This is a genomic window from Xanthobacter luteus (assembly GCF_040049235.1).
Taxonomy (GTDB): domain Bacteria; phylum Pseudomonadota; class Alphaproteobacteria; order Rhizobiales; family Xanthobacteraceae; genus Xanthobacter.
The window spans coordinates 209,377-230,847 of record NZ_JBDZDO010000004.1 but is presented as its reverse complement, the minus strand read 5'-3'; the positions used below and the strand labels follow the sequence as shown (position 1 = coordinate 230,847).

Here is a 21,471-nt window from a genome sequence, read left to right as displayed (position 1 = left end):
CCGGCTAACGGCCGGCGCCGCCCGCAAGGGCCCCGAGTTGGTTTGGCCCGCGCTTCGTGCTCTATCTGCGGCGATGAAATCACCACCTCGCTTGTCCTCCGCCCCCGGCGCGCCGCGCCGGCCGCCCGCCCGTCGCCCGCCGCCGCCCCCGCCGCCCGGCCTCGCCGCCCGCGTCCTGGCGGTGGACGGGCTCGAGAAGGTGCTGCGCCAGGGCTGCGCGCTGGAGGAGGCCGCCGAGGGCTTCGATCCCGCGCTCGAGCCGCGCGACCGGGCGCTCGCCTTCCGCATCATGGCGACCGCGGTGCGGCGCCTCGGCACCCTGCGCCTGGTGCTCGGCAAGCTGCTGGAGCGCGGCCTGCCGAAGTCCGCGCCGCGCCTCGAGCCGGTGCTGCTGGTGGGGGCGACGCAGCTGCTGTTCATGGAGGTGCCGGACCACGCGGCGGTGGGCCTCAGCGTCGACCTCGCCCGCGCCGACCGCTCCACCGCGGGCTTCGCCGCCCTCGCCAATGCGGTGCTGCGCCGGCTGGCGCGGGAGAAGGAGGCGCTGCTCGCCGGCATCGACCCGCTTGCCGCCGACACGCCGGACTGGCTGCGCGCGCGCTGGACCGCCGCCTATGGCGCCGAAGTCGCGCGCGCCATCTGCGCCATCAATGCGGTGGAGCCGCCGCTCGACGTCACCGTCAAGTCCGACCCCGAACGCTGGGCGCAGGCGCTCAGCGGCGAGGTGCTGCCCACCGGCTCGGTGCGCATCCTCCAGGCCGGCCCGGTGCGCGCGCTGCCGGGCTTCGCCGAGGGCGAATGGTGGGTGCAGGACGCCGCCGCCGCATTGCCCGCGCGCCTCTTGGGCGACGTGGCGGGCCTCAGGGTGGCCGATCTGTGCGCCGCCCCGGGCGGCAAGACCGCGCAGCTCGCGAACGCCGGCGCCCGCGTGACCGCCGTCGACCGCTCCGGCGCGCGCATCGGCCGGCTGAAGGACAACCTCGCCCGGCTCAAGCTCGCCGCCGACGTGGTGGTGCAGGACGTGCTCCAGTTCCGCCCGGAGCCGTTCGACGCGGTGCTGCTCGACGCCCCCTGCAGCGCCACCGGGACGCTGCGCCGCCATCCCGACATCGCGCTCACCAAGCGCCCCGCCGACGTGGCGGCGCTGGCCGAGCTGCAGGGCCGGCTGATCGCCCATGCCGCCGATCTGGTGCGGCCGGGGGGCCTGCTGGTCTATTCCACCTGCTCGCTCGAGCCGGAAGAGGGCGAGGCCCAGGCGCAGCGTCTGCTCGCCGCCCGTCCCGACTTCGTGCGCGCGCCGCTGGCGCCGGGCGAGATCGCCGGCATCGATCCGTTCATAACTCCTCAAGGGGAATTGCGCACTCTACCCAGCGGATGGGCGCGCGGGGAGCCGGAACGGTCCGGCCTCGACGGCTTCTTCGCGACGCGGCTGCGCCGCCTGCCGTGAGGCAAGCGGGCGGCGCGGCGCCCGGCCGGGATGAAGGGCGCGCGGGCCGACAGGCACCGCCGCCGGAAGGGACAGGAGCCGATGGACGAGAGCGGCGGCAGGTCTGGGGGCGCGCTGGGAGCCCTGCGCGGGCGCGGCACCCTGAGCCTGCCGGCGGTCGTCCTCGGCGGCCGCGCGGGAGCGGGGCGCAAGGGAGCGGGGAGCAAAGTGAGCCGGGGCAGCGTTCCGGAACGCGCACGACTGGCCGGCATCGTCGCCGGCGCGTGGCTGCGCGCGCTGGTGGCGCGGGCCGGCGGCGGCGACGTCGCGCTCGCTTACGTCCCGGTGCCGGTGCCGGAACGCCTGCTGATCGCCCCCCAGGACCTGCGCACCGGCGACGCCACGCTCGCCAGCGAACTCTATGCCGGCCGCTTCGCCTTCGCCGGCAAGGTGGTGAGCCTCGACGGGCGCACCCCGTTCGAGCTGGTGCCGCCCTCCATCGAATGGGCCGAGGCGCTGCACGGCTTCGGCTGGCTCCGGCACCTGCGCACCGCCGGCACCACCATCGCCCGCGCCAATGCCCGCGCCCTTGTGGGCGACTGGATGCGCGATCCCGGCGCCGCGTGCGCGGTCGCCGCCCGTTCGGACGTGACCTCCCGGCGCATCATCTCCTGGCTCACCCAGGCGACCTTCCTGCTGCAGGACGCCGACCACGATTTCTACCGCCGCTTCATGCGCTCGCTGGCCCGGCAGGTGCGGCAATTGCGCCGCGCGGCGGGCGAGGCGCCGGACGGCTATCCGCGCCTGCTGGCGCTGCTCGCCCTCACCTTCGCCGGCCTGTGCATGTCGGACCAGAGCCGGCTGCTGAAGGCCGCCGAGCGCCGCCTCGCCGAGGAGCTGGACCGGCAGATCCTGCCCGACGGCGGGCCGCTGTCGCGCAATCCCGGCATGCTGATCGACCTGCTGCTCGATCTTCTGCCGCTGCGCCAGGCGTTTGCGGCGCGCAACATGCCGGCGCCGGCGGCGATGATGAACGCGGTCGACCGGATGATGCCCATGCTGCGCTTCTTCCGGCACGGCGACGGCGCCTTCGCCCATTTCAACGGCATGGGCCACACCGCGGCGGACCAGCTCGCCACCATCCTCGCCTTCGACGACGCGCGCGGCGCCCCGGTGGCGAACGCGCCCTATAGCGGCTACCAGCGGCTCGAGGGCCGGGGCTGCGTGCTGATCGCCGACACCGGCGCCCCGCCCCCGGTCTCCGCCAGCTGGGAGGCCCATGCCAGCTGCCTCGCCTTCGAGTTCTCCTCCGGGCGCAGCCGCATGGTGGTCAATTGCGGCGTCCCCGCCATCGGCCGCGACACCTGGCGGCAGGTGGCGCGCGCCACCGCCGCCCACTCCACGGCGGTGATCGCCGACACCTCCTCCTGCCGCTTCCTCGCCGGCGCGCGGGCGACGCGCATCATGGGCGTGCCCATCGTCGCCGGGCCGCGGACCGTGGACGTGCAGCGCGGCGCCCGCGCCGGCGCGGTGCTGCTGCGGGCGAGCCACGACGGCTATCTCGACCAATTCGGCATCGTCCATCAGCGCTCGTTCCGGCTCGCCGTGGACGGCGGGCGGCTCGACGGCGAGGACGTGTTCCGCGCCGGCGCCGAGGGCGCGGCGGCGCCGGATGCGCCGTTCGCCGTGCGCTTCCACCTCCATCCCTCGGTGCGGGTGGAGCGCCTCGACGATCCCCACACCGCGCTGCTCAGCCTGCCCAACGGCGAAGCCTGGGCCTTCGCCGCGCCGCACGTGCCGCTCGCGGTGGAGGAGAGCGTCTATCTCGCCGCCCCGGGCGGCCCGCGCCGCACGGCGCAGCTGGTGCTCGCCGGCACGGTCGCGCGCACGCCGCGCCTGATCTGGACCTTCGTGCGCACCCGCGAGGCGACCGCCGCGCGCTAGCGGATCGTCATGCCCCGGCTGGTCCGGGGCGCGGGTCTGCGCCGGCATCGGCTTCCACCTCGGCCCCAATGGTGATAGGCGAGCGGCGTTCAGAACGCTGGAGCCGCCTCATGACCGCCGATGTCCGTCCCGTCACCCGCGCCCTCCTCTCGGTGTCGGACAAAGCCGGGCTGGTGCCGTTCGCGGCCGCGCTCGCCAAAGGCGGGGTCGAGCTGGTCTCCACCGGCGGCACCCGCAAGGCGCTCGCCGAGGCCGGCCTCGAGGTGAAGGACGTCGCCGACCTCACCGGATTTCCGGAGATGATGGACGGGCGGGTGAAGACCCTGCACCCGAAGGTCCATGGCGGCATCCTGGCGATTCGCGCCGATGCCGGCCACCAGGCCTCCCTCGCCGAGCACGCCATCGCCCCCATCGACCTGGTGGTGGTGAACCTCTACCCGTTCGAGGCGACGGTGGCGCGCGGCGCCGATTTCGACGAGACCGTCGAGAACATCGACATCGGCGGTCCGGCGCTGATCCGCGGCGCCGCCAAGAACCACCACGACGTGGCGGTGGTGGTGGACGCCGCCGACTACGAGGCGGTGCTGGCGGAGATCGCCGAGCACGGCGGCACCACCCTGGCGCTGCGCCGGCGCCTCGCCCAGGCCGCCTATGCCCGCACCGCGGCCTATGACGCCGCCATCTCCAACTGGCTCGCCGGCGAGCTGAAGCTCGACGCGCCGCCCTACCGCGCCTTCGGCGGCAAGCTTCTGGAGGCCCTGCGCTACGGCGAGAATCCGCACCAGAGCGCGGCGTTCTATGCCTCCGACGAGCGCCGGCCCGGCGTCGCCACCGCCCGACAGGTGCAGGGCAAGCAGCTCTCCTTCAACAACATCAACGACACCAACGCCGCCTTCGAGGCGGTGGCGGAGTTCGACCCCGCGCGCACCGCGGCGGTGGTGATCGTCAAGCACGCCAATCCCTGCGGGGTGGCCGAGGGCGCCTCGCTCCAGGACGCCTACGCCAAGGCGCTCGCCTGTGACCCGGTCTCGGCGTTCGGCGGCATCATCGCCGTCAACCAAACCCTGGATGTGGACGCGGCGCGGGCGATGGTGGAGATCTTCACCGAGGTGATCGTCGCCCCCGACGCCACCGAGGAGGCGATCGCGGTCGTGGGCGCCAAGAAGAACCTGCGCCTGCTGCTGACCGGCGCCCTGCCGGACCCGCGCGCGCGCGGGCTCGACGTGCGCACCGTGGCCGGCGGCCTGCTGGTGCAGGGCCGCGACAATGCCAGCGCCGACGATTTGGAGCTCAAGGTGGTGACGCGGCGCGCGCCCACGAACACCGAGCTCGCCGATCTGCGCTTCGCCTTCCGGGTGGCCAAGCACGTGAAGTCGAACACCATCGTCTATGCCAAGGACGGCGCCACGGTGGGCATCGGCGCGGGGCAGATGAGCCGGGTGGATTCGGCGCGCATCGCCGCCCGCAAGGCGCAGGACGCGGCCGAGGCGGCGGGCCTGCCGGAGCCGCTGACGAAGGGCTCCGTGGTGGCGTCCGACGCCTTCTTCCCGTTCGCGGACGGGCTTTTGGCGGCGGTGGCGGCCGGCGCCACGGCGGTGATCCAGCCGGGCGGCTCCATGCGCGACCAGGAGGTGATCGACGCCGCCGACGCCGCCGGCCTCGCCATGGTGTTCACCGGGGTGCGGCACTTCCGCCACTGAGGCGGCGGGGCGCGCGCCTTCCGGCCTCCGGCGGCCGGCGCACCGGCGGCCGGGGCGCTCAGCCTTCGATCAGCTGGCGGATGAGCCGGCGGTTCAGCCAGTGCGGGCCCTCGAACACGTAGGTCTCGATGCCGCGATAGGTGTCGAGCTGGGGCCGCAGCTCCTGCGCCGTGGCGGCGCGCATGCCGCCCGCGCCGTCGGGGCGGAACGCCTCGGCGATCAGCGCGACGCGCTCCGGCCCGAGCCGGGCGCGCAGCGCCTCCACATATTGCCGCGCCGATTCGGCGGTGCGCATGTGCAGGCCGAGGCCGTCCTGCAGCAGCACGCCCACGTCCTTGGGCAGGAAGCTCGCCAGCCAGTCGCCCAGCGCGGCGCCGCCGACGTTGGAATTGTCGTAGCAGCTCACCCACAGCGGGCGCGGGATGTCGGCGAGCAGCGGCCCGATCTGGCCCGCCGCCTGCCAGGTGGGGTCGATCTCCACCGGGAAATAATAGGCCGACGGCCGGAACGGCAGCTTCGCGCGGGCGATCTTGGCCGAGAGCGCCGCGAGCTGGGCCACGTCGCGCCGCGCATTGGGCTCGTTGCCGGAGGAGGCAAGGCCCATGATGATGTTCTTGGCCCACGGCTCGCGCTGGATGCGCCGCCAATTGGGCGCGTCCTCGATGGTCGGCAGGCCGGGCAGGTTGGGGATGAAGGACACCCCGTCCAGCACCGTCCATTGCAGCAGCAGCGAGCGGGCGCCGATGCGCTGCCACTCGCCGTGCGGGTCGAGCATGCTGGCGAGCAGCTGCCAGACGATGCCGTCGATCAGGTTGCGCTCCGGCGGGTCGATGCTGGCGGTGGCATCCGCCGGGCTGACCGGCGCAGGCGGGGGCGGCGTCGGCGCCCGGTTCTCGCGCAGGAGGAGATCGGCGCCGAGGGCGCCGAGCGCGGCCGAGCCTGCGGCGATGATGAGGGTGCGACGATCCATGCCGCCATGCATATGTTGGGTGGCGGCGTGCCGGCAAGGCCCGGCGGCGCCGCAGGAGCGCGGCGCGCGCGGCGCACCGCCGCCGCCGCCCCCGGCCGGCGCCGCGAAGCGCGCGGCAGCTCAAGGGGTTGTGGCGGCGAAGCCGGTCCGGCCGCGGCGCCGCTGCGGCGATAAATTTATGCCGGCACCAGCGGCGTGACGCGCTGTTCCTGCTCCTGGAGGGTGGCTTCGAGCGCCTCCGGCTTCACCACGCCGCAGCGCACCAGGTACTCGCCGATTCGGCCGTCCTCCTCGGGGCGGTACTGGTCCATGGCGGCCTCGAAGGCCTCGCGGCGCATCAGGCCGCGCTCCAGCAGGATGTCGCCGAGCAGCGGCGCCGACTGCTGGCCCTCGATGGTCTCGCCCACGCCGCGCAGCAGGCGCAGGCCGTCATTGATCTCGCTCTCGCGGGCGATGCGCTGCTCCGGCACGTCGCCGGCGGCGGCGCGCAGCTCGTCCTTGGCGCGGGTGCCGAGCGGCGAGGTGGTGGCCACCACCAGGCGGCCGGTCTCGTCGCGGCCGATGGGCAGGATGCGCCAGCGCACCATCACGTCGACCGGCAGCAGATCCTGGAACGTGCGCACCATCTGCTCGGTGACGTGGGTGCGGGGCAGGTTGGACTGGAAGGCGATGGCCTCGGCCAGGGTCTCCTCGTCGAGCCAGCCCTGGGACACCAGGATGCGGCCCAGCGGCTGCTGGCGCTTGCCCTGCACCTCGAGCGCGCTCTCCAGATGCTCCGGCGTCACCGCCTGCCAGGTGAGCAGCAGCTCGCCGAGGCGCTGGTGGCGCTGGTCGAAGGCGGAGGCCTCGGGGAAGTCGTGCATCGTCTTGTCCCAGACGATGCGGGTGCCGAAGATCAGGTGCGACAGGAAGATGCGCCAGGCGCGGATGGTGGCGGCGAAGTTCACGAAGTTGCCCATCACCAGACGCGGGATGGACATCAGCCCCTGCTCCCAGCCATACACTGCGGCCACGAAGTAGAAACGCTGGGCCATGCGCAGCGCGAAGCACAGCGCGTTCGCCGCCAGCACCGCCAGCAGCCAGCCCTCGGTGGCGAAGATCGAGGGGAAGCGGGCCGGCAGGATGTTGAACTGCTCGGCGAAATAGATGAGCAGGAAGTGGGCGGCCAGCACGTAGGCCATCACCGCGACGATGGAGGTGACGATGCCCTTGCGGTCGCGGAACAGGAAGTATTTGGACTGCAGCGAGCCCTTCCAGCCGATCTGGCGCCAGCCCTGGAGCGCGATCCCCAGCACCCAGCGCGCCTTCTGGCGGTAGGAGGTGCGGAACGTGTCCGGGAAGAACTCGCGCACGCACAGCGGCATGACGAGCTGCATCTCCTTCTCCGGTCCGTAGCCGAACAGGGTGCGGCGGCGCACGCGGAATTCCACCGGGAAGCGGGCGATGATGCAGTGCATGTGCTCGCGCGCGAGGCGGTTGGAGACGTCGTAGTCCTCGGTCAGGCTCTCGGTGTTGAACACCTCGCCGGTGCCGTCGCCGCGCAGCGCCATCAGCGCGCGCCTCGAGAAGCAGGTGCCCACGCCGGCGGAGGGCACCGAGCCGGCGACGCTCTCGCGCACGATCAGGTCCTTGGCGTGCCACTCGGCGAACTCGTCCATATAGATGCCGGCGACCACCTCCGACCAGTGGCGCTCGAGCGACACCACCGGGATCTGGATCAGGTCCTTGCGCGGCAGCAGATAGTTGAAGAAGCGCAGCTCGAGCGGATGCAGCACGTCCTCGCAGTCGTGCTGCACCACGCCGGCGAATTGGGTGCCGGTCATCATCTCGTGCTGGAACACCGACTGGATGACCGCGTTCAGGCAGTCCGCCTTGTTGGTGGGGCCGGGGTGGCGCGTCTCCACGCGCACCAGCTGCTTGTAGCGCCGGCGCATGCGCTCGACCTCGGCGATGGTCTCCGGATCGTTGGGGTAGGTGCCGACGAAGATCATGTAGCGGCGGTAGTCGAGCACGCTCACCGCATTCTCGATCATGGCCGCGATCACGTCCGCCTCGTGCCAGGCGGGAATGATGATAGCGATCGGCTGCTCATCCTTCTGGTAGAGCGCGTTGGCGGTGAGCGGGCGGATATAGGGCTCGACCGTGACGCGCCGCCAGATGCGCCGGGTCCAGTACCAGAAGTCGACGAACAGGTCGTCGAGCGAGGAGATCAGGATCAGAACGGCCACCACCGCCGCCACGTATTCGACGACGCGGATGTATTCCGCCAGAAGGTAGGGCCAGTACAGCTCCATCGCTGGGATCCTCGGGAGCCGCCGCGGCGGCTCGGACGGAGAACGGGGGGACGCCGGCCCGGGGGCCGGCGTCCGGTCTCGTCAGCCTCTGCGGCGCACCTGGGTGGCGCGCACCAGCAGCAGGAAGAACAGCGCCGCTGCGCCGATGCCCAGCGGCAGGCCCCAGTCGGCGGAGCTCTGCCACAGCCGCTGGAGCGTGGCGGCGGCGCCCTCGGTGTCGGGCAGGCGGACGGTGCCGGGCGCGGCGCCGCTGGCGGACATCTCCATCAGCGTGCCGTCGATGCCCACCAGGGCCACGTCGCCGCGCGACAGGCGCACCGGCTTCTGCGGGGTCACCGCCACCGCGCCGACGCTCTGCCAGAGGATACCACGATAGGCGTCGGCGCGCAGCGCCTGCACCAGGGCCACGTTCTTGAGGCCGGAGATGTCGAGCAGGCGGGACTGCTCGTCGGTGCCGACCACCAGGCGGTCGCCCTCGACCCGCGCCTTCGGATTGGCGCCCTGGGTGGGCACGTCCATGGCGAGGAAGGTGCCGGCGACGCGGAACGGCGCGCCCACCGGGGCGACGTCGAGGCTGCTGGTGCCGGCGGGCAGGCCCGCGGCGGCGGCGGCGCGCACCACGCGCGGCAGGCTCTGGCGCTGGGTCGACAGATAGGTGTCGGGCACCACCAGCTTGCCGCCGCCGGCCATGGCGGAGATCACGCCGAGGAAGTCCGCGCCCGGCGAGGTGCCGCCGAGCTCGAAATTGCTCGACGGCAGCACCGACACCGGGAACGCCTGCGGCGTCTCGCGGCAGCGGTCGCTCACCGGCTGGCGCTGGAACGAGACGCGCAGCACGTTGCGGGCGGCCAGCGCGTAGGTCGGGATGGCGGCGCTGATCTGCTCCGGCTCGCCGGTCGCCTTCAGGCGCTTGGCGGCGAGCAGCACGTCGTTGAGGAACACCGCGGCGATCGGGTCCGAGGTCGAGGCGCCGGGGGCGGCGGCCACCTCGAGGTTGATCCGGCTCGGCAGGCTGGTGCCGCCGGTGGCCGCGGCGAGGTCGAAGTTCACCACCCAGTCGCCGCGCGAGAGCACGTCGATGTTGCCGGACGCCGCGCCGAGGCTCGACAGCGGCAGCCGGTCGCTGCTCAAGGGCGGGGAGGCGGCGGTGCGCACGCTCACGGTGCCGCCGGACAAAGCGTTGCGCCAGAAGCCGTCGAACAGGTCCGCCGCCTTGGCGCCGGCATTGATGCCGACGGCGATGATCGGCCGGCCGGCCAGCGACTGCAGGCTCACCTCGTCCGGGGAGACCACGGCTGCGGTGAGGCTGGCGGCGCGCTGGCGCCATTCCGCCAGCGCCGGGCCGCCGCCGCCGAGGCGCGCGGCGACCGCGTCGAGCGCGGTCCGCATGCCGGTGAGCAAAGCGCTGTCCGCCACCGCCACGTCGGCGGACAGCGGCGAGTTGCCGAGCAGCAGCAGCGCGCCGACCTCGGACAGGTCCTTGATCTTGTAGAGGCCGCCGCCCACGAAGGACGAGAAGGGGGCGATGGCGCGCAAGGTCGCGGGAACCTCGAGGCCGTTGAGGTCCACCTCGTCCCCCACCACCGGCAGGGTCTTCACCTTCAGGCGCTTGCCGGAGCCCTCGAGCGCGAGACCGAGGCGCCAGGCGGTGTCGTAGCTCTCCTTGGCGAGCGTGCCGCCGGCCACCAGCATGATGCCGACGCCCGGCAGGGCGCTCCAGGCGGTGGACAGGTCGCGCACCGCGCTCGCGTCGTAGGAATAGGTGAAGGCACTGCCGGGCCGGATCTTCGCGGCGTTGCCGATGGCGCGCTCGTCGGCGCACAGGTCCTCGCCGATCACCGACGACCAGGCGAGGCCGAGCCTGACGAAGCCGTTGTCGCGCGGAGCGCCGTCCACCGCCATGTTGGCGGTGGTGGAGCCGTTGTCGCCTTCGAGGCGGCGCGAGAAGATCGGGTTGCCGTCCACCGCCAGCACCAAAGTGGTGCGGCCGCCGTCGCCGCGGATATAGTCCGCGTCCACCACCACGCGCGCGTCGTAGAGCGGCACGCGGGCGGGCACCGGCAAATAGATGTCGCGCCGGGCGTCGAGGCCCTGGAGCACGATCGGGCCCTCGATGCCGAGATCGGACAAGGTGATGCGGCGCGTCACCCTGGTGTCGCGGGCCCGCTCGGTGAGCGCGGCCGAGATGGCGTCGTTGGGGGGCGGCGGGACCTGCGCGCCGTAGGGGCCGGGATAGGCCCCGGGGGTGGGCAGCTGGCCGGGCGCCGGGAGCTGGCCCGGCTGCGCCTGGCCGGGATACTGGGCCTGCAGCGGCGCCGTCTGGGCCTGCGGCGGATATTGCGCCTGTCCCGGATACTGGGCCTGGAGCTGATACTGGGCCGACGCCGTGCCGGCGAGCCCGAGGGCGGCCGCGAAGGCGAGGGGCATGATGCGCGCTGCGCGCCGGATGTGATGACAAGCCATCTCTTAGTCTCTCGCGACCATTATGGGGGAGCCGTCGGCCGGCCGAAGGGTGGGCGCCGCCTTGGACTTGGTGGCGTTGGCGGAAAACTCGTCCACGGGCCGGCCGCAGATGCGGTCGACGATGCGCCGGCTCGCGTCGCCGTCGCCATAGGGGTTGATGCATTCGGCGAAGCGCGCATAGGCGGCGTCGTCGTCCAGCAGGAGGCGCGCGGCGGCGAGGATCTTCTCCACCTCCGTGCCCACCAGGATCACCGCACCGGCATCGAGCGCCTCCGGGCGCTCGGTGACCTCGCGCATGACGAGCACGGGCTTGCCGAGCGTCGGCGCCTCCTCCTGCACGCCGCCGGAATCGGTGAGCACGATGTGGGCGCGGCCCAGCAGGCGCTGGAATGAGAGGTAATCGAGCGGGCCGGGCAGGTGGACGTTCGCCCGCCCGCCGAGCGCCTCGCGCACCGGCCCCTGGACGTTGGGGTTGAGGTGAACGGGATAGACGATCTCCACGTCCTTGCGCTCGGACAGGATGCGCAGCGCCGTGCAGATGTTGCGGAAGCCCTCGCCGAAGCTCTCCCGGCGGTGGCCGGTGACAAGGATCAGGCGCTTGTCCGGGTCGAGCGCGGCGAACGGAGCGTCGAGGCGGGCGCGTAGCGCCGCGTCGGCGGCGATCCGGGTCTGGGTGACCTGCAGCGCATCGATCACCGTGTTGCCGGTGACCACGATCTCGCCTTCCACGTGCTCGGACAGCAGGTTGTCCTTGGAGCGCGCGGTCGGCGCGAACAACAGCGCGCCGGCGACGTCGATCACGCGGCGGTTCAATTCCTCGGGGAAGGGGCGGTCCATGTGATAGGTGCGCAGCCCCGCCTCCACATGGCCCACCCGGATGCGCCGGTGGAAGGCGGCAAGGCCCGCCGCCATGGCGGTGGTGGTATCGCCGTGCACCAGGACGAGATCCGGACGCTCGGCCTCGAGGATCGGGTCGAGGGCGGTGAAGATCGCGCCGGTCAGCGCGTTGAGGCTCTGGTTGCGCACCATCAGTTTGAGGTCGAAGTCCGGCTCGATGCCGAAAAAGCCGAGCACCTGGTCGAGCATCTCCCGATGCTGTCCAGTCACGCAGACGAGCGAGACGATCCCTGGTTCACGCGCGAGCGCCTGAACCAGCGGGGCCATCTTGATGGCCTCGGGTCGCGTGCCGAAGATCGAGAGAAGTTTCAATGTTCCCACCACTCAGCATCTCAGCAAAGTTCGATGAAGGCACGAGAAATGATTGTCAAGACAAAGAATCCGGCGCACGCCGCGCCGAGATTGACTCGCCGCTGCGCGCGGGAGCCTGAGCCGCCGCGAGGAGAAGATACCAGGATACCGATACGATGTCGCGGTCAGCAGTGTGGAGGCCGAAGGTTGCTGGAAGCTTAAGCCACGCTTACCTAAAGATGGATTGCCGCCGGCGCGGCGCGGAACGGCCGTGCCGCGCGCCGCCCAAATTAAGATTTGGCTAACAGACGTGGTTAACGAACATGGTTAACGCCCGCCGTCAGCGCGCCTGCGCCTGCGGGTCGGCGATGGCCGCGCGCAGCAGCGCGGCGGCCTCGGGCCCGCCCCACTCGGCCGGGCCGGCCAGATAGGCGATCTCGCAGCCCTTGCCGTCGACCAGGAGCGTGGTGGGCAGGCCGAAGCCGCGGCCGGCGCCGCGCAGCGCCTGGAAGGATTTCGTCGCCGGATCGGCAAAGTAGCGCAAGTTCTTCACGCCGATCTCGTTGAGGAAGGACTTGGGCTTTTCCGGATCGCGGGTGTCGAGATTGATCGCCACCACCTCGAACGGCGGTCCGCCGAGCGCGCCCTGCAGCGCGTCGAGGGCGGGCATCTCCTTGCGGCACGGCACGCACCAGGTGGCCCACAGGTTCACGAGCACGGTGCGCCCCCGGAAGTCCTCGAGGCTCATGGCGCGGCCCGAGGCATCGGCGAAGCTGAGCGCGGGCAGGCGCCGCGGCGCGGTGGCGAGCGTGAGCGCGGCGATCTCGCCCTTCACCAGCGGCTCCAGCGCCTTGGCGCGGGCCACCGCGGGCGCGCAGGCGGGGTCGTCCACGCTTGCGACCTGGGCGGCCGGCGCCGGGGCGGCGGGGGCTGACGCATTGCCGGGAAGGCGGTTCATCCCGTATAGGGCGAGCGCGCCGACCGCGGCGCCCGCCACGGTGGCCAGCGCCACGACGCCGATGGCGCGAAAGGACGGCGCGCGGCCCCCGGACCCGGAAGCCGCGCCGGACGCCGGCTCTCCCGCCGTCCGGCCGGGGTCTTCCATCTGCGGTTTCGAGGGGTCGGGCGTCACCATACCGGAGGTCCAAAATGAGCAACAAGATGTGGGGCGGCCGTTTTTCTTCCGCCCCCGACGCCATCATGGAGGAGATCAACGCCTCCATCGGCTTCGACCAGCGTCTTTACGCGCAGGACATCGCCGGTTCCAAGGCCCATGCCGCCATGCTGGGCGCGCAGGGCATCGTGGCGGCGCAAGATGCCGAGGCCATCGCCCGGGGTCTAGACACGATCCTGTCAGAGATCGAGGCCGGCACGTTCGCGTTCCGGCGCGAGCTCGAGGACATCCACATGAACGTGGAGAGCCGGCTCGCCGAGCTCGTCGGCGCCCCCGCCGGGCGCCTGCATACCGCCCGCTCCCGCAACGACCAGGTGGCGACCGACTTCCGCCTCTATGTGCGCGACACCGTCGATGCGCTCGACGCCCAGCTCGCCGACCTGCAGCGGGCCCTGGCGCAGAAGGCGCTCGCCCATGCGGCCACGGTGATGCCCGGCTTCACGCACCTGCAGACCGCCCAGCCGGTGACCTTCGGCCACCATCTGATGGCCTATGTGGAGATGGTGGGCCGTGACCGGGGCCGCTTTGCGGACGCCCGCAAGCGCCTCAACGAGTGCCCGCTCGGCGCGGCGGCGCTCGCCGGTACCTCCTTTCCCATCGACCGGGACGCCACCGCGACCGCGCTCGGCTTCGACCGGCCGACCGCCAACTCGCTCGACGCCGTCTCCGACCGCGACTTCGTGATGGAGACGCTGGCCGCCGCCTCGATCTGCGCCATCCACCTGTCGCGCTTCGCCGAGGAGGTGGTGATCTGGACCTCGCCGTCCTTCGCTCTGGTGAAGCTCTCCGACGCCTTCACCACCGGCTCGTCCATCATGCCGCAGAAGCGCAATCCCGACGCCGCCGAGCTGGTGCGCGCCAAGGCCGGGCGCATCGTCGGCGCGCTCACCGCCATCCTGGTGGTGATGAAGGGCCTGCCGCTCGCTTATGCCAAGGACATGCAGGAGGACAAGGAGGGCACGTTCGACGCCTTTTCCGCGCTCTCGCTGGTGATCGCCGCCACCGCCGGCATGGTGCGCGACCTCGAGCCCGACGCAAAGCGCATGGAGAAGGCCGCCGGCCAGGGCTATTCCACCGCCACGGACCTCGCCGACTGGCTGGTGCGCGCCCTCGACATGCCGTTCCGCGAGGCGCACCACGTGACGGGGCGGATCGTCGCGCTCGCCGCCGAGCGCGGCATCCCGCTGCACAAGGTGCCGCTCGCCGACCTGCGGCAGGTGGAGCCGCGGATCGGCGAGGACGTGTTCTCGGTGCTGTCCGTGGCGCGCTCGGTGCGCAGCCGGGTGAGCTATGGCGGCACCGCGCCCGCGCGGGTGCGCGCCCAGGCCAAGCGCTGGCTGAAGCGTCTGGGTGACACGCCGGCGTGAAGCGACGCCGGAGCTGCGCCCGCTGCGCTTCCCCCCTCGCCTTTGGCGCGCCAGAGGCTATAGTGGCGGCGATTTTTTCGGATGGCTCGGATCGTGATGGCCCGCCTCAGATCGTTTGACCCTGCCGCCGCGGCGCCGCGCGCGCCCTCGGGCGCGGCGTGCGCCTGGCCGACCCGCGCGCGGCTCGCCCGCGCGGGGCTGGCGCTTGCCGCGGTGCTCGTGCTCGCCGGGTGCGGCGTCAAGGGCCCGCTCGAATTGCCGCCGGGCGCCCAGGCGGCCCCGGCGCCCCCGGCGTCCGGCACGGGCGCCCCGGCGTCCGCCGACACCAGCCGGCCCGGCGCCGCCGCCGGCGCTGCGACGAACCCGTCCCTCATCGGCGCCGTCGGCGGCAGCACCGGCTGGCAGTCGGGCAGCACGAAGAACACCTCCGCCCCGCCCGAGCAGCTCAAGGGCGCGCGCCGGCCCGAACAGCCCTTCATCCTCGACGGGCTGCTCTGAGCCGCGCGCGCGGCTGCCAACGCGCGGCTGCGAACGCGCGGCGACCGCCGGGGCACCCCGCGCCGCGCGCGGCGTCGGCGCGGCCCCCCACCCCGTTCACCCCAGCCGCAGCCGATGCACCATTTCTCCTACCGTAACGGCAGCCTCCATGCCGAGGACGTCCACCTCCCCCGGCTCGCCGCCGAGGTGGGCACGCCCTTCTACTGCTATTCCACGGCCACGCTGGAGCGGCACTACCGCGTGTTCATGGCGGCGTTCGCGCACCGCGACGTGACGCTGTGCTACGCGCTGAAGGCCAATTCCAACCAGTCGGTGATCGCCACCCTCGCCCGCCTCGGCGCCGGCGCCGACATCGTCTCCTCGGGCGAGCTCATGCGCGCGCGCGAGGCCGGCGTGCCCGCCGACCGCATCGTCTTCTCCGGCGTCGGCAAGACGGGCGAGGAGATGGCGCAGGCGCTCGCCGCCGGCATCCTGTGCTTCAATGTGGAGAGCGAGCCGGAGCTCGCCCTGCTCTCCGAGGTCGCCGCGGGCCTCGGCCGCACGGCGCCGGTGTCGGTGCGCGTCAATCCGGACGTCGATGCCAGGACCCACAAGAAGATCTCCACCGGCAAGTCCGCCACCAAGTTCGGCATTCCCATCTCCCGCGCCCGCGAGGTCTATGACGCGGCGGCGCGGCTGCCGGGCCTTTCCATCGCCGGCGTGGACATGCATATCGGCAGCCAGATCACCGACATGGCGCCGTTCGACAATGCGGTGGCGCTGCTCGCCGAGCTGGCGCGCGACCTGATGGCGGCGGGCCACGCTTTGCGCCATCTCGACCTCGGCGGCGGCCTCGGCGTGCCCTATGCCGCGTCCGATCCGGCCCCGCCCGCCCCCGACGCCTATGCCGCGGTGGTGGAGCGCGCGCTCGGCGGGCTCGATCTGCCGCTGGTGTTCGAGATGGGGCGCATGATCGTCGCCAATGCTGGCATCCTGGTCACCCGGGTGATCCGGGTGAAGCAGGGCGAGGGCAAGACCTTCGTCATCGTCGACGCGGCCATGAACGATCTCATCCGCCCCACCCTCTACGAGGCGCACCACGACATCATCCCGGTCGCCGCGCCCGCGCCCGACGCGCCTTTGATGCTGGCCGACGTGGTGGGTCCGGTGTGCGAGACCGGCGACTTCCTCGCCCTCGACCGGCCGCTGCCGGAGCTGAAGGCCGGCGATCTGCTGGCGGTGATGACCGCCGGCGCCTATGGGGCGGTGCAGTCGGGCTTCTACAACACCCGCCCCCTGGTGCCGGAGGTGCTGGTGCGCGGCGGCGCCGCCGCCGTGGTGCGCCCGCGCCTCGAGGCGCGCGCCCTCATCGACCTCGACCGCATGGCGCCCTGGCTGGACGAGCGGTAGATCGTCTATTCTCGAATGGGTCGGAGAAGGATCAGCCGGCGAGGCCGTGGACGGCGATGAAGTCGAGCAGCGCCTCTTCGGTCATGGGGCGGCCGAGGAAGAAGCCCTGCACCTCGTCGCACTCGTCCTTGCGCAGGCATTCGAGCTGGCTCTGGGTCTCGACCCCTTCGGCCACCACCTGCATGCCGAGCGCGCGGCCGAGCCCGACGATGGCCTGGACGATGGCGAGCGCCCCGCGGCTCTCGTCGAGGTCGCCGACGAAGCGGCGGTCGATCTTCAGCGCGTCGAACGGGAATGTGCGCAGGTAGCCGAGCGAGGAATAGCCGGTGCCGAAATCGTCCATCGACAGGCGCACCCCGAGCCCCTTGAGGCGGATCAGGATGTCGAGCGCCTTGTCGGTGTTCTCGATCAGCACGCTCTCGGTGATTTCGAGCTCCAGGCGGTGGGCGGGCAGGTCGCTGGCCTTGAGCACGGATTCCACCGTGCCCACCAGCTCGCCGCCGCGGAACTGCACCACCGAGACGTTCACGGAGACGTTGAGCTGCGGCAGCCGGGAAATGGTGTCGCACGCCTTGCGCAGCACCCATTCGCCGAGCGGCACCACCAGCCCGCTCTTCTCCGCCAGCGGCACGAACTCGTCCGGCGCGAGCCGGCCGAGCTGGGGATGGTCCCAGCGGATCAGCGCCTCGACGCCGAGGATCTCCAGCGTCTTGGTGTTCCAGCGCGGCTGGAACAGCAGCACGAACTGGTCGGAGGTGATGGCGCGCCGGAGGTCGCCCTCCAGCGAGCGCATGCCGCCGGCTTCGTCGTTCATGTCGGCGGAGAAGAAGCGCCACACGCCCGGCCCGTCCAACTTGGCGCGCTCCAGGGCCCGCTCGGCGCTGCGCACCAGCTCCTCGGCGTCGAGCCCGTCGAGCGGGGCGAGCGAGATGCCGATCGCCACCTGCGGGTAGGAGGTACCCTCGGACAGGCTGACCGGCACCGTGATGGCATCCTGAAGCCGGCGGCATAGGCCTTCCACGGTCTTCAGCCCGGCGACGCCGGTGGCGATGAGCACGAATTCGTCCGGGCCGGTGCGCGCCACGAGGTCGTTGTCGCGCACGCAGCGGCGCAGCCGCCGCGCGGTTTCCGACAGGATGGCGTCGCCGGCGTTGAGGCCGTAGCTCTCATTGATGGAGCGGAAATTGTCGAGATCGATGGCCAGCACCGCGACCGTGCGGTCACCGTCGCGCGCCGACCCGAGGGCGCCCGACAGGAACTCCATCATCAGGAGCCTGTTCGGCAGATTGGTCAGGGGGTCGTGCAGGGCCAGATATTCCGACCGCCACGGTCCTCCCAGATGCTCTGTGGCCTCGGTCGCCATGCCGCCCGTTCGATCCGTTGGTTCGATCCGCTCACGCGATGCACTCGCCCGAGCATTGCGCTCGCCGGTCGTCCCCGACACGCGGTCCGCCGTCGGCGCCTTCCTTCGCACCGGCAGACGCCATGGAACATCCATAACGCAGCACCGGCATAATTAACGTATGTTGAGGCTTGACCGGCCATGTGGCAAGCGCCATGTCGCGCCGGCTCCCGCGGCCGGGCCGGAGCTGAATCGGTCGCGCGTCCTAACGGTCTCTTTCCAGGCGCCTTTTGGCGCGCGGGGCGCGGCTGCGGCCGGCCTCCGCGCTCGGGTGTGGCCGAATTTCGCGCACTCCGGGCCGCCGCGCCCGCGCCTCACAGGTCGATGGCGACGCGCATGATCGAGGGATCGTCGCTGCCCGGCCGCATCTTGAAGCCGAGGTCCTCGGCCATGTGCAGCATCGGCTGGTTCTCCCGCATCACGTCGCCGAACACCCGCTTCAGGCCGCGCTTGCGCGCATGCTCCAGAATCTCGGTCATGAGGCGGTAGCCGAGGCCTTTGCCCTTCATGTCGGAGCGCACCATGATGGCGTATTCCGCCGCCTCGTTGTCCGGATCGGCGATGATGCGCACCACGCCGCAGGTCTCGCCCGAGGCCTCGATGGCCACGTAGGCCATCTCCCGGTCGTAGTCGATCTGCGACAGGCGCGCCGCCATCAGATGCGGGAAGTCCTTGACCGAGCCGAGGAAGCGCATGCGCACGTCCTGGGGATCGGAGCGGCGCACCACGTCGACGAGGCCCGGCTCGTCCTCCGGGCGGATCGGGCGCAGCGTGAGCACCTGCCCGTCGGTCAGCACGATCTCCTTCTCCTGGCCCGAAGGATAGGGGCGGATGGCGAAGCGGTGGGTGCCGTTCACCTTCGCCTCGTGCACCACGATGCGCGCGTCGAGCGCGATCACGCCGTGCTCGTCGGCCAGCAGCGGGTTGATGTCGAGCTCGGCGATCTGCGGCAGATCGGCGAGCAGCTCGCCGATCTTGATCAGCGTGCTGGCGATCGCGTCCATGTCGGCGGCGGGGTGGTCGCGATAGCCGGCGAGCAGCTTGGCGACCCGGGTGCGGTCGATCATCTCGCGCGCCAGCACGCCGTTGAGCGGCGGCAGCGCCACCGCCCGGTCGGCGATCACCTCCACCGCCGTCCCGCCCTGGCCGAACAGCACCACCGGCCCGAAGGTGGCGTCGTTGGCGATGCCGGCGATCAGCTCCTGGGCGTTGGGGCGGCGGACCATCTGCTGCACCGTGAAGCCCTCGACCCGGGCGCCCGGCTTCTTCTCCTCCACCGAAGCGAGGATGGCGCGGCACGCTTCCTCCACCGCCGCCGGGCTGCGCAGATCGAGCCGCACCCCGCCCACGTCCGATTTGTGGGTGATGTCGTGGGACAAAACCTTCACCACCACCGGCCCGCCGATCTCGCCGGCGAGCCGGCCGGCCTCCTCCGGGCTGGCGGCGATGCGGGTGTCCACCACCGGGATGTCGTAGGCGGCGAGCACCGCCTTGGCCTCGAACTCGGTGAGCACGCTGCGGCCCTGGGCGAGCACCGCGTCCACCATCTGGCGCGCCTTGTCGCGGTCCGGCTCCTCGAAGGTGCGGGCCGGGGGGGTCTCCATCAGCAGGGTCTGGTTGCGCTGGTAGGAAACGAGGTGGGCGAAGGCGCGCACCGCCTCGTCCGGGGTCTCGTAGGTGGGGATCTTGCGGGCGGCGAACTTGCGCCGCGCCTCGGCGACCGCCTGCTCGCCCAGCCAGCAGGTGAGCACCGGCGCGCGCGGCCGGGTCTCGAGCAGGCCCATCACCGCGTCGGCGGCCTCGGTGCTGTCGGCCACGGCGGTGGGGCAGTTGAGCACCAGGATGGCGTCCGAGCCCTTGTCGGCGAGCAGCGCCGCCAGCGCGTCGCGATAGCGCGCGCCCGGCGCGTCGCCGATGATGTCCACCGGGTTGCCGCGCGACCAGGTGGGCGGCAGGATCTTGTCGAGCGTCTCGATGGTGGCCGGGGAGAGGATGCCGAGCCGGCCCGGCGTGCCTTCCAGCGCGTCCACCGCCAGCACCCCGGCGCCGCCGCCATTGGTGAGCACCGCGAGCCGGTCGCCGGCGAGGCGGATGCCGGAGGAGAGCGTGGTCACCGCCTCGAACAGCTCGCGCAGCTCGCCCACCCGCAGCATGCCGGCGCGGCGGAAGGCGGCGTCGTAGACCGTGTCGGAGCCGGCGAGCGCGCCGGTGTGGGACAGCGCCGCCTTGGCGCCCGCCGCCGTGCGCCCGGCCTTGATGACGATCACCGGCTTGGCGCGCGCGGCGATGCGCCCGGCGGACATGAACTTGCGCGCGTCGGTGATGCTCTCGACGTAGAGCAGGATGGCGCGGGTGGAATTGTCGAGCGCGAGATAGTCGAGCAGGTCGCCGAAGTCCACGTCCGCCTTGTCGCCCAGCGAGACGATGTGGGAGAAGCCGAAGCCGCGCGCGCTCGCCCAGTCGAGCACGGCGGTGGCCATGGCGCCCGACTGGGTGACGAACGCCACGTCGCCCTTGGCCGGCATGATATGGGCGAAGCTCGCATTGATGCGCGGCCCGGTGGAGATGAAGCCGAGGCAGTTGGGGCCGACGATGCGCAGCAGATGCGGTTTGGCGGCGTCGAGCATCTTCTGGCGCAGTTCCAGGCCTTCGGCGCGGTCGCCCTCGCCGAAGCCGGCGGTGATCACCACGGCGGCGCGGCAGCCCTTCTCGCCGAGGCTGGCGATCACCCCCGGTATGGCGTCCGGCGGGGTTGCCACCACGGCGAGATCCACCGGGATGGGAAGGTCCGCCACGGAGGGGTAGTTGAGCGAGGAGCGGATCGCCCGCTCCTTCGGGTTGACCGTGAGGATCGGCCCTTGGAAGCCGGCTTCGAACAGGTTCCGGGCAATCACGGCGCCGATCGAGCCGGGCCGGTTGCTGCCGCCCACCAAAGCGATGGCGCCCGGGTGGAACAAGGCGTCGAGATTTCGCGTGGTCATGTCTCGCCTCGTGGGTGCGGCGGCGCGGCCGCCGGCTCTGGCGTGCGGACTATGCCCCAACCGTACGACGGCTGTTCCACATATGCGCACAGAACATTCCCCAAAGGAATGCCCGGGCCGGCGGCCGCGGCGCGGCGCGCGTGCCGCGTCCGGCCATGCGGCGCGCAGGTCGTGGGGAGCGTTTCCTCGGGCTTGCGTGTTCTGGCTTGCGTGTTCTTGGCGGGACCGCGGGGCGGCGGGGAGAAGGGGATGGCCGGTTCTAGCAAGCGCGGGAGCGGGAGAAGCTGTCCTGCACCGCCTCGCTCAGCTGGTTGCCGAGCAAAGGCTTCTCGATGATCGCCACGCCCTGGTCGTCGGCGCGGCGCCGCACGTGGGCGGCCGGGTTGGAGGTGATGAGGAAGCTCGGCAGCCTCACGTCGCGCCGGCCGAGTTCGTTGATCAGATCGAGCCCGTTCAGGCCCGGCAGGTTGTAGTCGACGATCATGCAGCCGCGGCACGGGATCTCGGCCTCCAGCAGCTCGCGCGAGCTGCCGTAGATGCGGACGCAGAAACCTTCGATCTCCAAGGCGAACTTCAGGGAATTACACACCGCCAAGTCGTCGTCCACCACATGGACAATCCAGCCTTTCGCCTCGCCGGTCATCGCCTGTCATCCCTCGCCGCGACCTGCTCGTG

The 21,471-nt window shown here is 71.9% G+C and carries 14 protein-coding genes; 6 read left to right on the top strand and 8 right to left on the bottom strand.

The genetic code is table 11. From position 1 onward, the window contains the following. The first annotated feature begins 73 nt into the window (after positions 1-73). The 3 genes from ABLE88_RS14430 (at position 74) to purH (ending at position 5,070) form a co-directional block, all read left to right on the top strand. A complete protein-coding gene (locus ABLE88_RS14430) occupies positions 74-1,447 on the top strand; it encodes an RsmB/NOP family class I SAM-dependent RNA methyltransferase (RefSeq protein WP_510182902.1) in 1,374 nt (457 codons plus the stop codon). Positions 1,448-1,654: 207 nt separating this feature from the next. Then, positions 1,655-3,370: a heparinase II/III family protein gene (locus ABLE88_RS14425; RefSeq protein WP_348832385.1), complete on the top strand. Its 1,716-nt coding sequence runs from the start codon at positions 1,655-1,657 to the stop codon at positions 3,368-3,370. A 110-nt stretch (positions 3,371-3,480) separates the two neighbouring features. Continuing rightward, positions 3,481-5,070, top strand: a complete 1,590-nt coding sequence (gene purH, locus ABLE88_RS14420; RefSeq protein ID WP_348832384.1) for a bifunctional phosphoribosylaminoimidazolecarboxamide formyltransferase/IMP cyclohydrolase — start codon at positions 3,481-3,483, stop codon at positions 5,068-5,070. 58 nt (positions 5,071-5,128) lie between these two features. On the opposite strand, the gene ABLE88_RS14415 is transcribed toward purH, so the two are convergent. The 5 genes from ABLE88_RS14415 to tlpA all read right to left on the bottom strand — a co-directional run bounded on the left by ABLE88_RS14415 (position 5,129) and on the right by tlpA (position 13,120). Further along, positions 5,129-6,040, bottom strand: a complete 912-nt coding sequence (locus ABLE88_RS14415; RefSeq protein WP_348832383.1) for an alpha-amylase family protein — start codon at positions 6,038-6,040, stop codon at positions 5,129-5,131. A 176-nt stretch (positions 6,041-6,216) separates the two neighbouring features. Continuing rightward, on the bottom strand, positions 6,217-8,334 hold the full coding sequence (locus ABLE88_RS14410) for a glycosyl transferase family protein (protein ID WP_348832382.1): 2,118 nt from the start codon (positions 8,332-8,334) through the stop codon (positions 6,217-6,219). An 81-nt stretch (positions 8,335-8,415) separates the two neighbouring features. Then, entirely contained in the window at positions 8,416-10,761 is a 2,346-nt protein-coding gene (locus ABLE88_RS14405; protein ID WP_348832381.1) for a hypothetical protein, read from the bottom strand. A 39-nt stretch (positions 10,762-10,800) separates the two neighbouring features. Continuing rightward, the gene (gene wecB, locus ABLE88_RS14400) at positions 10,801-12,015 is read right to left on the bottom strand and encodes a non-hydrolyzing UDP-N-acetylglucosamine 2-epimerase (RefSeq protein WP_348832380.1); all 1,215 of its coding nucleotides are present in this window, start codon (positions 12,013-12,015) and stop codon (positions 10,801-10,803) included. A gap of 310 nt (positions 12,016-12,325) precedes the next feature. Beyond that, positions 12,326-13,120 carry a thiol:disulfide interchange protein TlpA gene (gene tlpA / locus ABLE88_RS14395; RefSeq protein ID WP_348832379.1) on the bottom strand — a complete coding sequence of 265 codons (795 nt, stop codon included), beginning with the start codon at positions 13,118-13,120 and terminating at the stop codon, positions 12,326-12,328. Between the two features lie 14 nt (positions 13,121-13,134). Between tlpA and argH the strand changes: the two genes are divergently transcribed. The 3 genes from argH to lysA all read left to right on the top strand — a co-directional run bounded on the left by argH (position 13,135) and on the right by lysA (position 16,413). Further along, positions 13,135-14,526 carry an argininosuccinate lyase gene (gene argH, locus ABLE88_RS14390; protein ID WP_348832378.1) on the top strand — a complete coding sequence of 464 codons (1,392 nt, stop codon included), beginning with the start codon at positions 13,135-13,137 and terminating at the stop codon, positions 14,524-14,526. 96 nt (positions 14,527-14,622) lie between these two features. Continuing rightward, on the top strand, positions 14,623-15,024 hold the full coding sequence (gene lptM / locus ABLE88_RS14385) for an LPS translocon maturation chaperone LptM (protein WP_348832377.1): 402 nt from the start codon (positions 14,623-14,625) through the stop codon (positions 15,022-15,024). Between the two features lie 114 nt (positions 15,025-15,138). Next, positions 15,139-16,413 (top strand): diaminopimelate decarboxylase, encoded by a 1,275-nt coding sequence (gene lysA, locus ABLE88_RS14380; protein WP_348832376.1) that lies wholly within the window; start codon positions 15,139-15,141, stop codon positions 16,411-16,413. Between the two features lie 31 nt (positions 16,414-16,444). Here lysA and ABLE88_RS14375 read toward each other — a convergent pair whose 3' ends face one another. The 3 genes from ABLE88_RS14375 to ABLE88_RS14365 all read right to left on the bottom strand — a co-directional run bounded on the left by ABLE88_RS14375 (position 16,445) and on the right by ABLE88_RS14365 (position 21,439). Next, complete coding sequence (locus ABLE88_RS14375) at positions 16,445-17,776, bottom strand: putative bifunctional diguanylate cyclase/phosphodiesterase (protein WP_348832375.1); 1,332 nt, start codon at positions 17,774-17,776, stop codon at positions 16,445-16,447. 353 nt (positions 17,777-18,129) lie between these two features. Beyond that, on the bottom strand, positions 18,130-20,796 hold the full coding sequence (locus ABLE88_RS14370) for a bifunctional acetate--CoA ligase family protein/GNAT family N-acetyltransferase (RefSeq protein WP_348832374.1): 2,667 nt from the start codon (positions 20,794-20,796) through the stop codon (positions 18,130-18,132). 259 nt (positions 20,797-21,055) lie between these two features. Continuing rightward, positions 21,056-21,439 (bottom strand): response regulator transcription factor, encoded by a 384-nt coding sequence (locus ABLE88_RS14365; protein WP_348832373.1) that lies wholly within the window; start codon positions 21,437-21,439, stop codon positions 21,056-21,058. Between the last annotated feature and the right edge of the window lie 32 nt (positions 21,440-21,471).

What these genes read in the sequence shown, in the direction of transcription:
- ABLE88_RS14430 (WP_510182902.1), top strand. Translation starts at nt 74, where the DNA reads ATGAAATCACCACCTCGCTTGTCCTCCGCCCCCGGCGCGCCGCGCCGG.
- purH (WP_348832384.1), top strand. Translation starts at nt 3,481, where the DNA reads ATGACCGCCGATGTCCGTCCCGTCACCCGCGCCCTCCTCTCGGTGTCG.
- ABLE88_RS14415 (WP_348832383.1), bottom strand. Translation starts at nt 6,040, where the DNA reads ATGGATCGTCGCACCCTCATCATCGCCGCAGGCTCGGCCGCGCTCGGC.
- ABLE88_RS14410 (WP_348832382.1), bottom strand. Translation starts at nt 8,334, where the DNA reads ATGGAGCTGTACTGGCCCTACCTTCTGGCGGAATACATCCGCGTCGTC.
- ABLE88_RS14405 (WP_348832381.1), bottom strand. Translation starts at nt 10,761, where the DNA reads ATGCCCCTCGCCTTCGCGGCCGCCCTCGGGCTCGCCGGCACGGCGTCG.
- tlpA (WP_348832379.1), bottom strand. Translation starts at nt 13,120, where the DNA reads ATGGTGACGCCCGACCCCTCGAAACCGCAGATGGAAGACCCCGGCCGG.
- argH (WP_348832378.1), top strand. Translation starts at nt 13,135, where the DNA reads ATGAGCAACAAGATGTGGGGCGGCCGTTTTTCTTCCGCCCCCGACGCC.
- lptM (WP_348832377.1), top strand. Translation starts at nt 14,623, where the DNA reads ATGGCCCGCCTCAGATCGTTTGACCCTGCCGCCGCGGCGCCGCGCGCG.
- lysA (WP_348832376.1), top strand. Translation starts at nt 15,139, where the DNA reads ATGCACCATTTCTCCTACCGTAACGGCAGCCTCCATGCCGAGGACGTC.
- ABLE88_RS14375 (WP_348832375.1), bottom strand. Translation starts at nt 17,776, where the DNA reads ATGGCGACCGAGGCCACAGAGCATCTGGGAGGACCGTGGCGGTCGGAA.
- ABLE88_RS14370 (WP_348832374.1), bottom strand. Translation starts at nt 20,796, where the DNA reads ATGACCACGCGAAATCTCGACGCCTTGTTCCACCCGGGCGCCATCGCT.
- ABLE88_RS14365 (WP_348832373.1), bottom strand. Translation starts at nt 21,439, where the DNA reads ATGACCGGCGAGGCGAAAGGCTGGATTGTCCATGTGGTGGACGACGAC.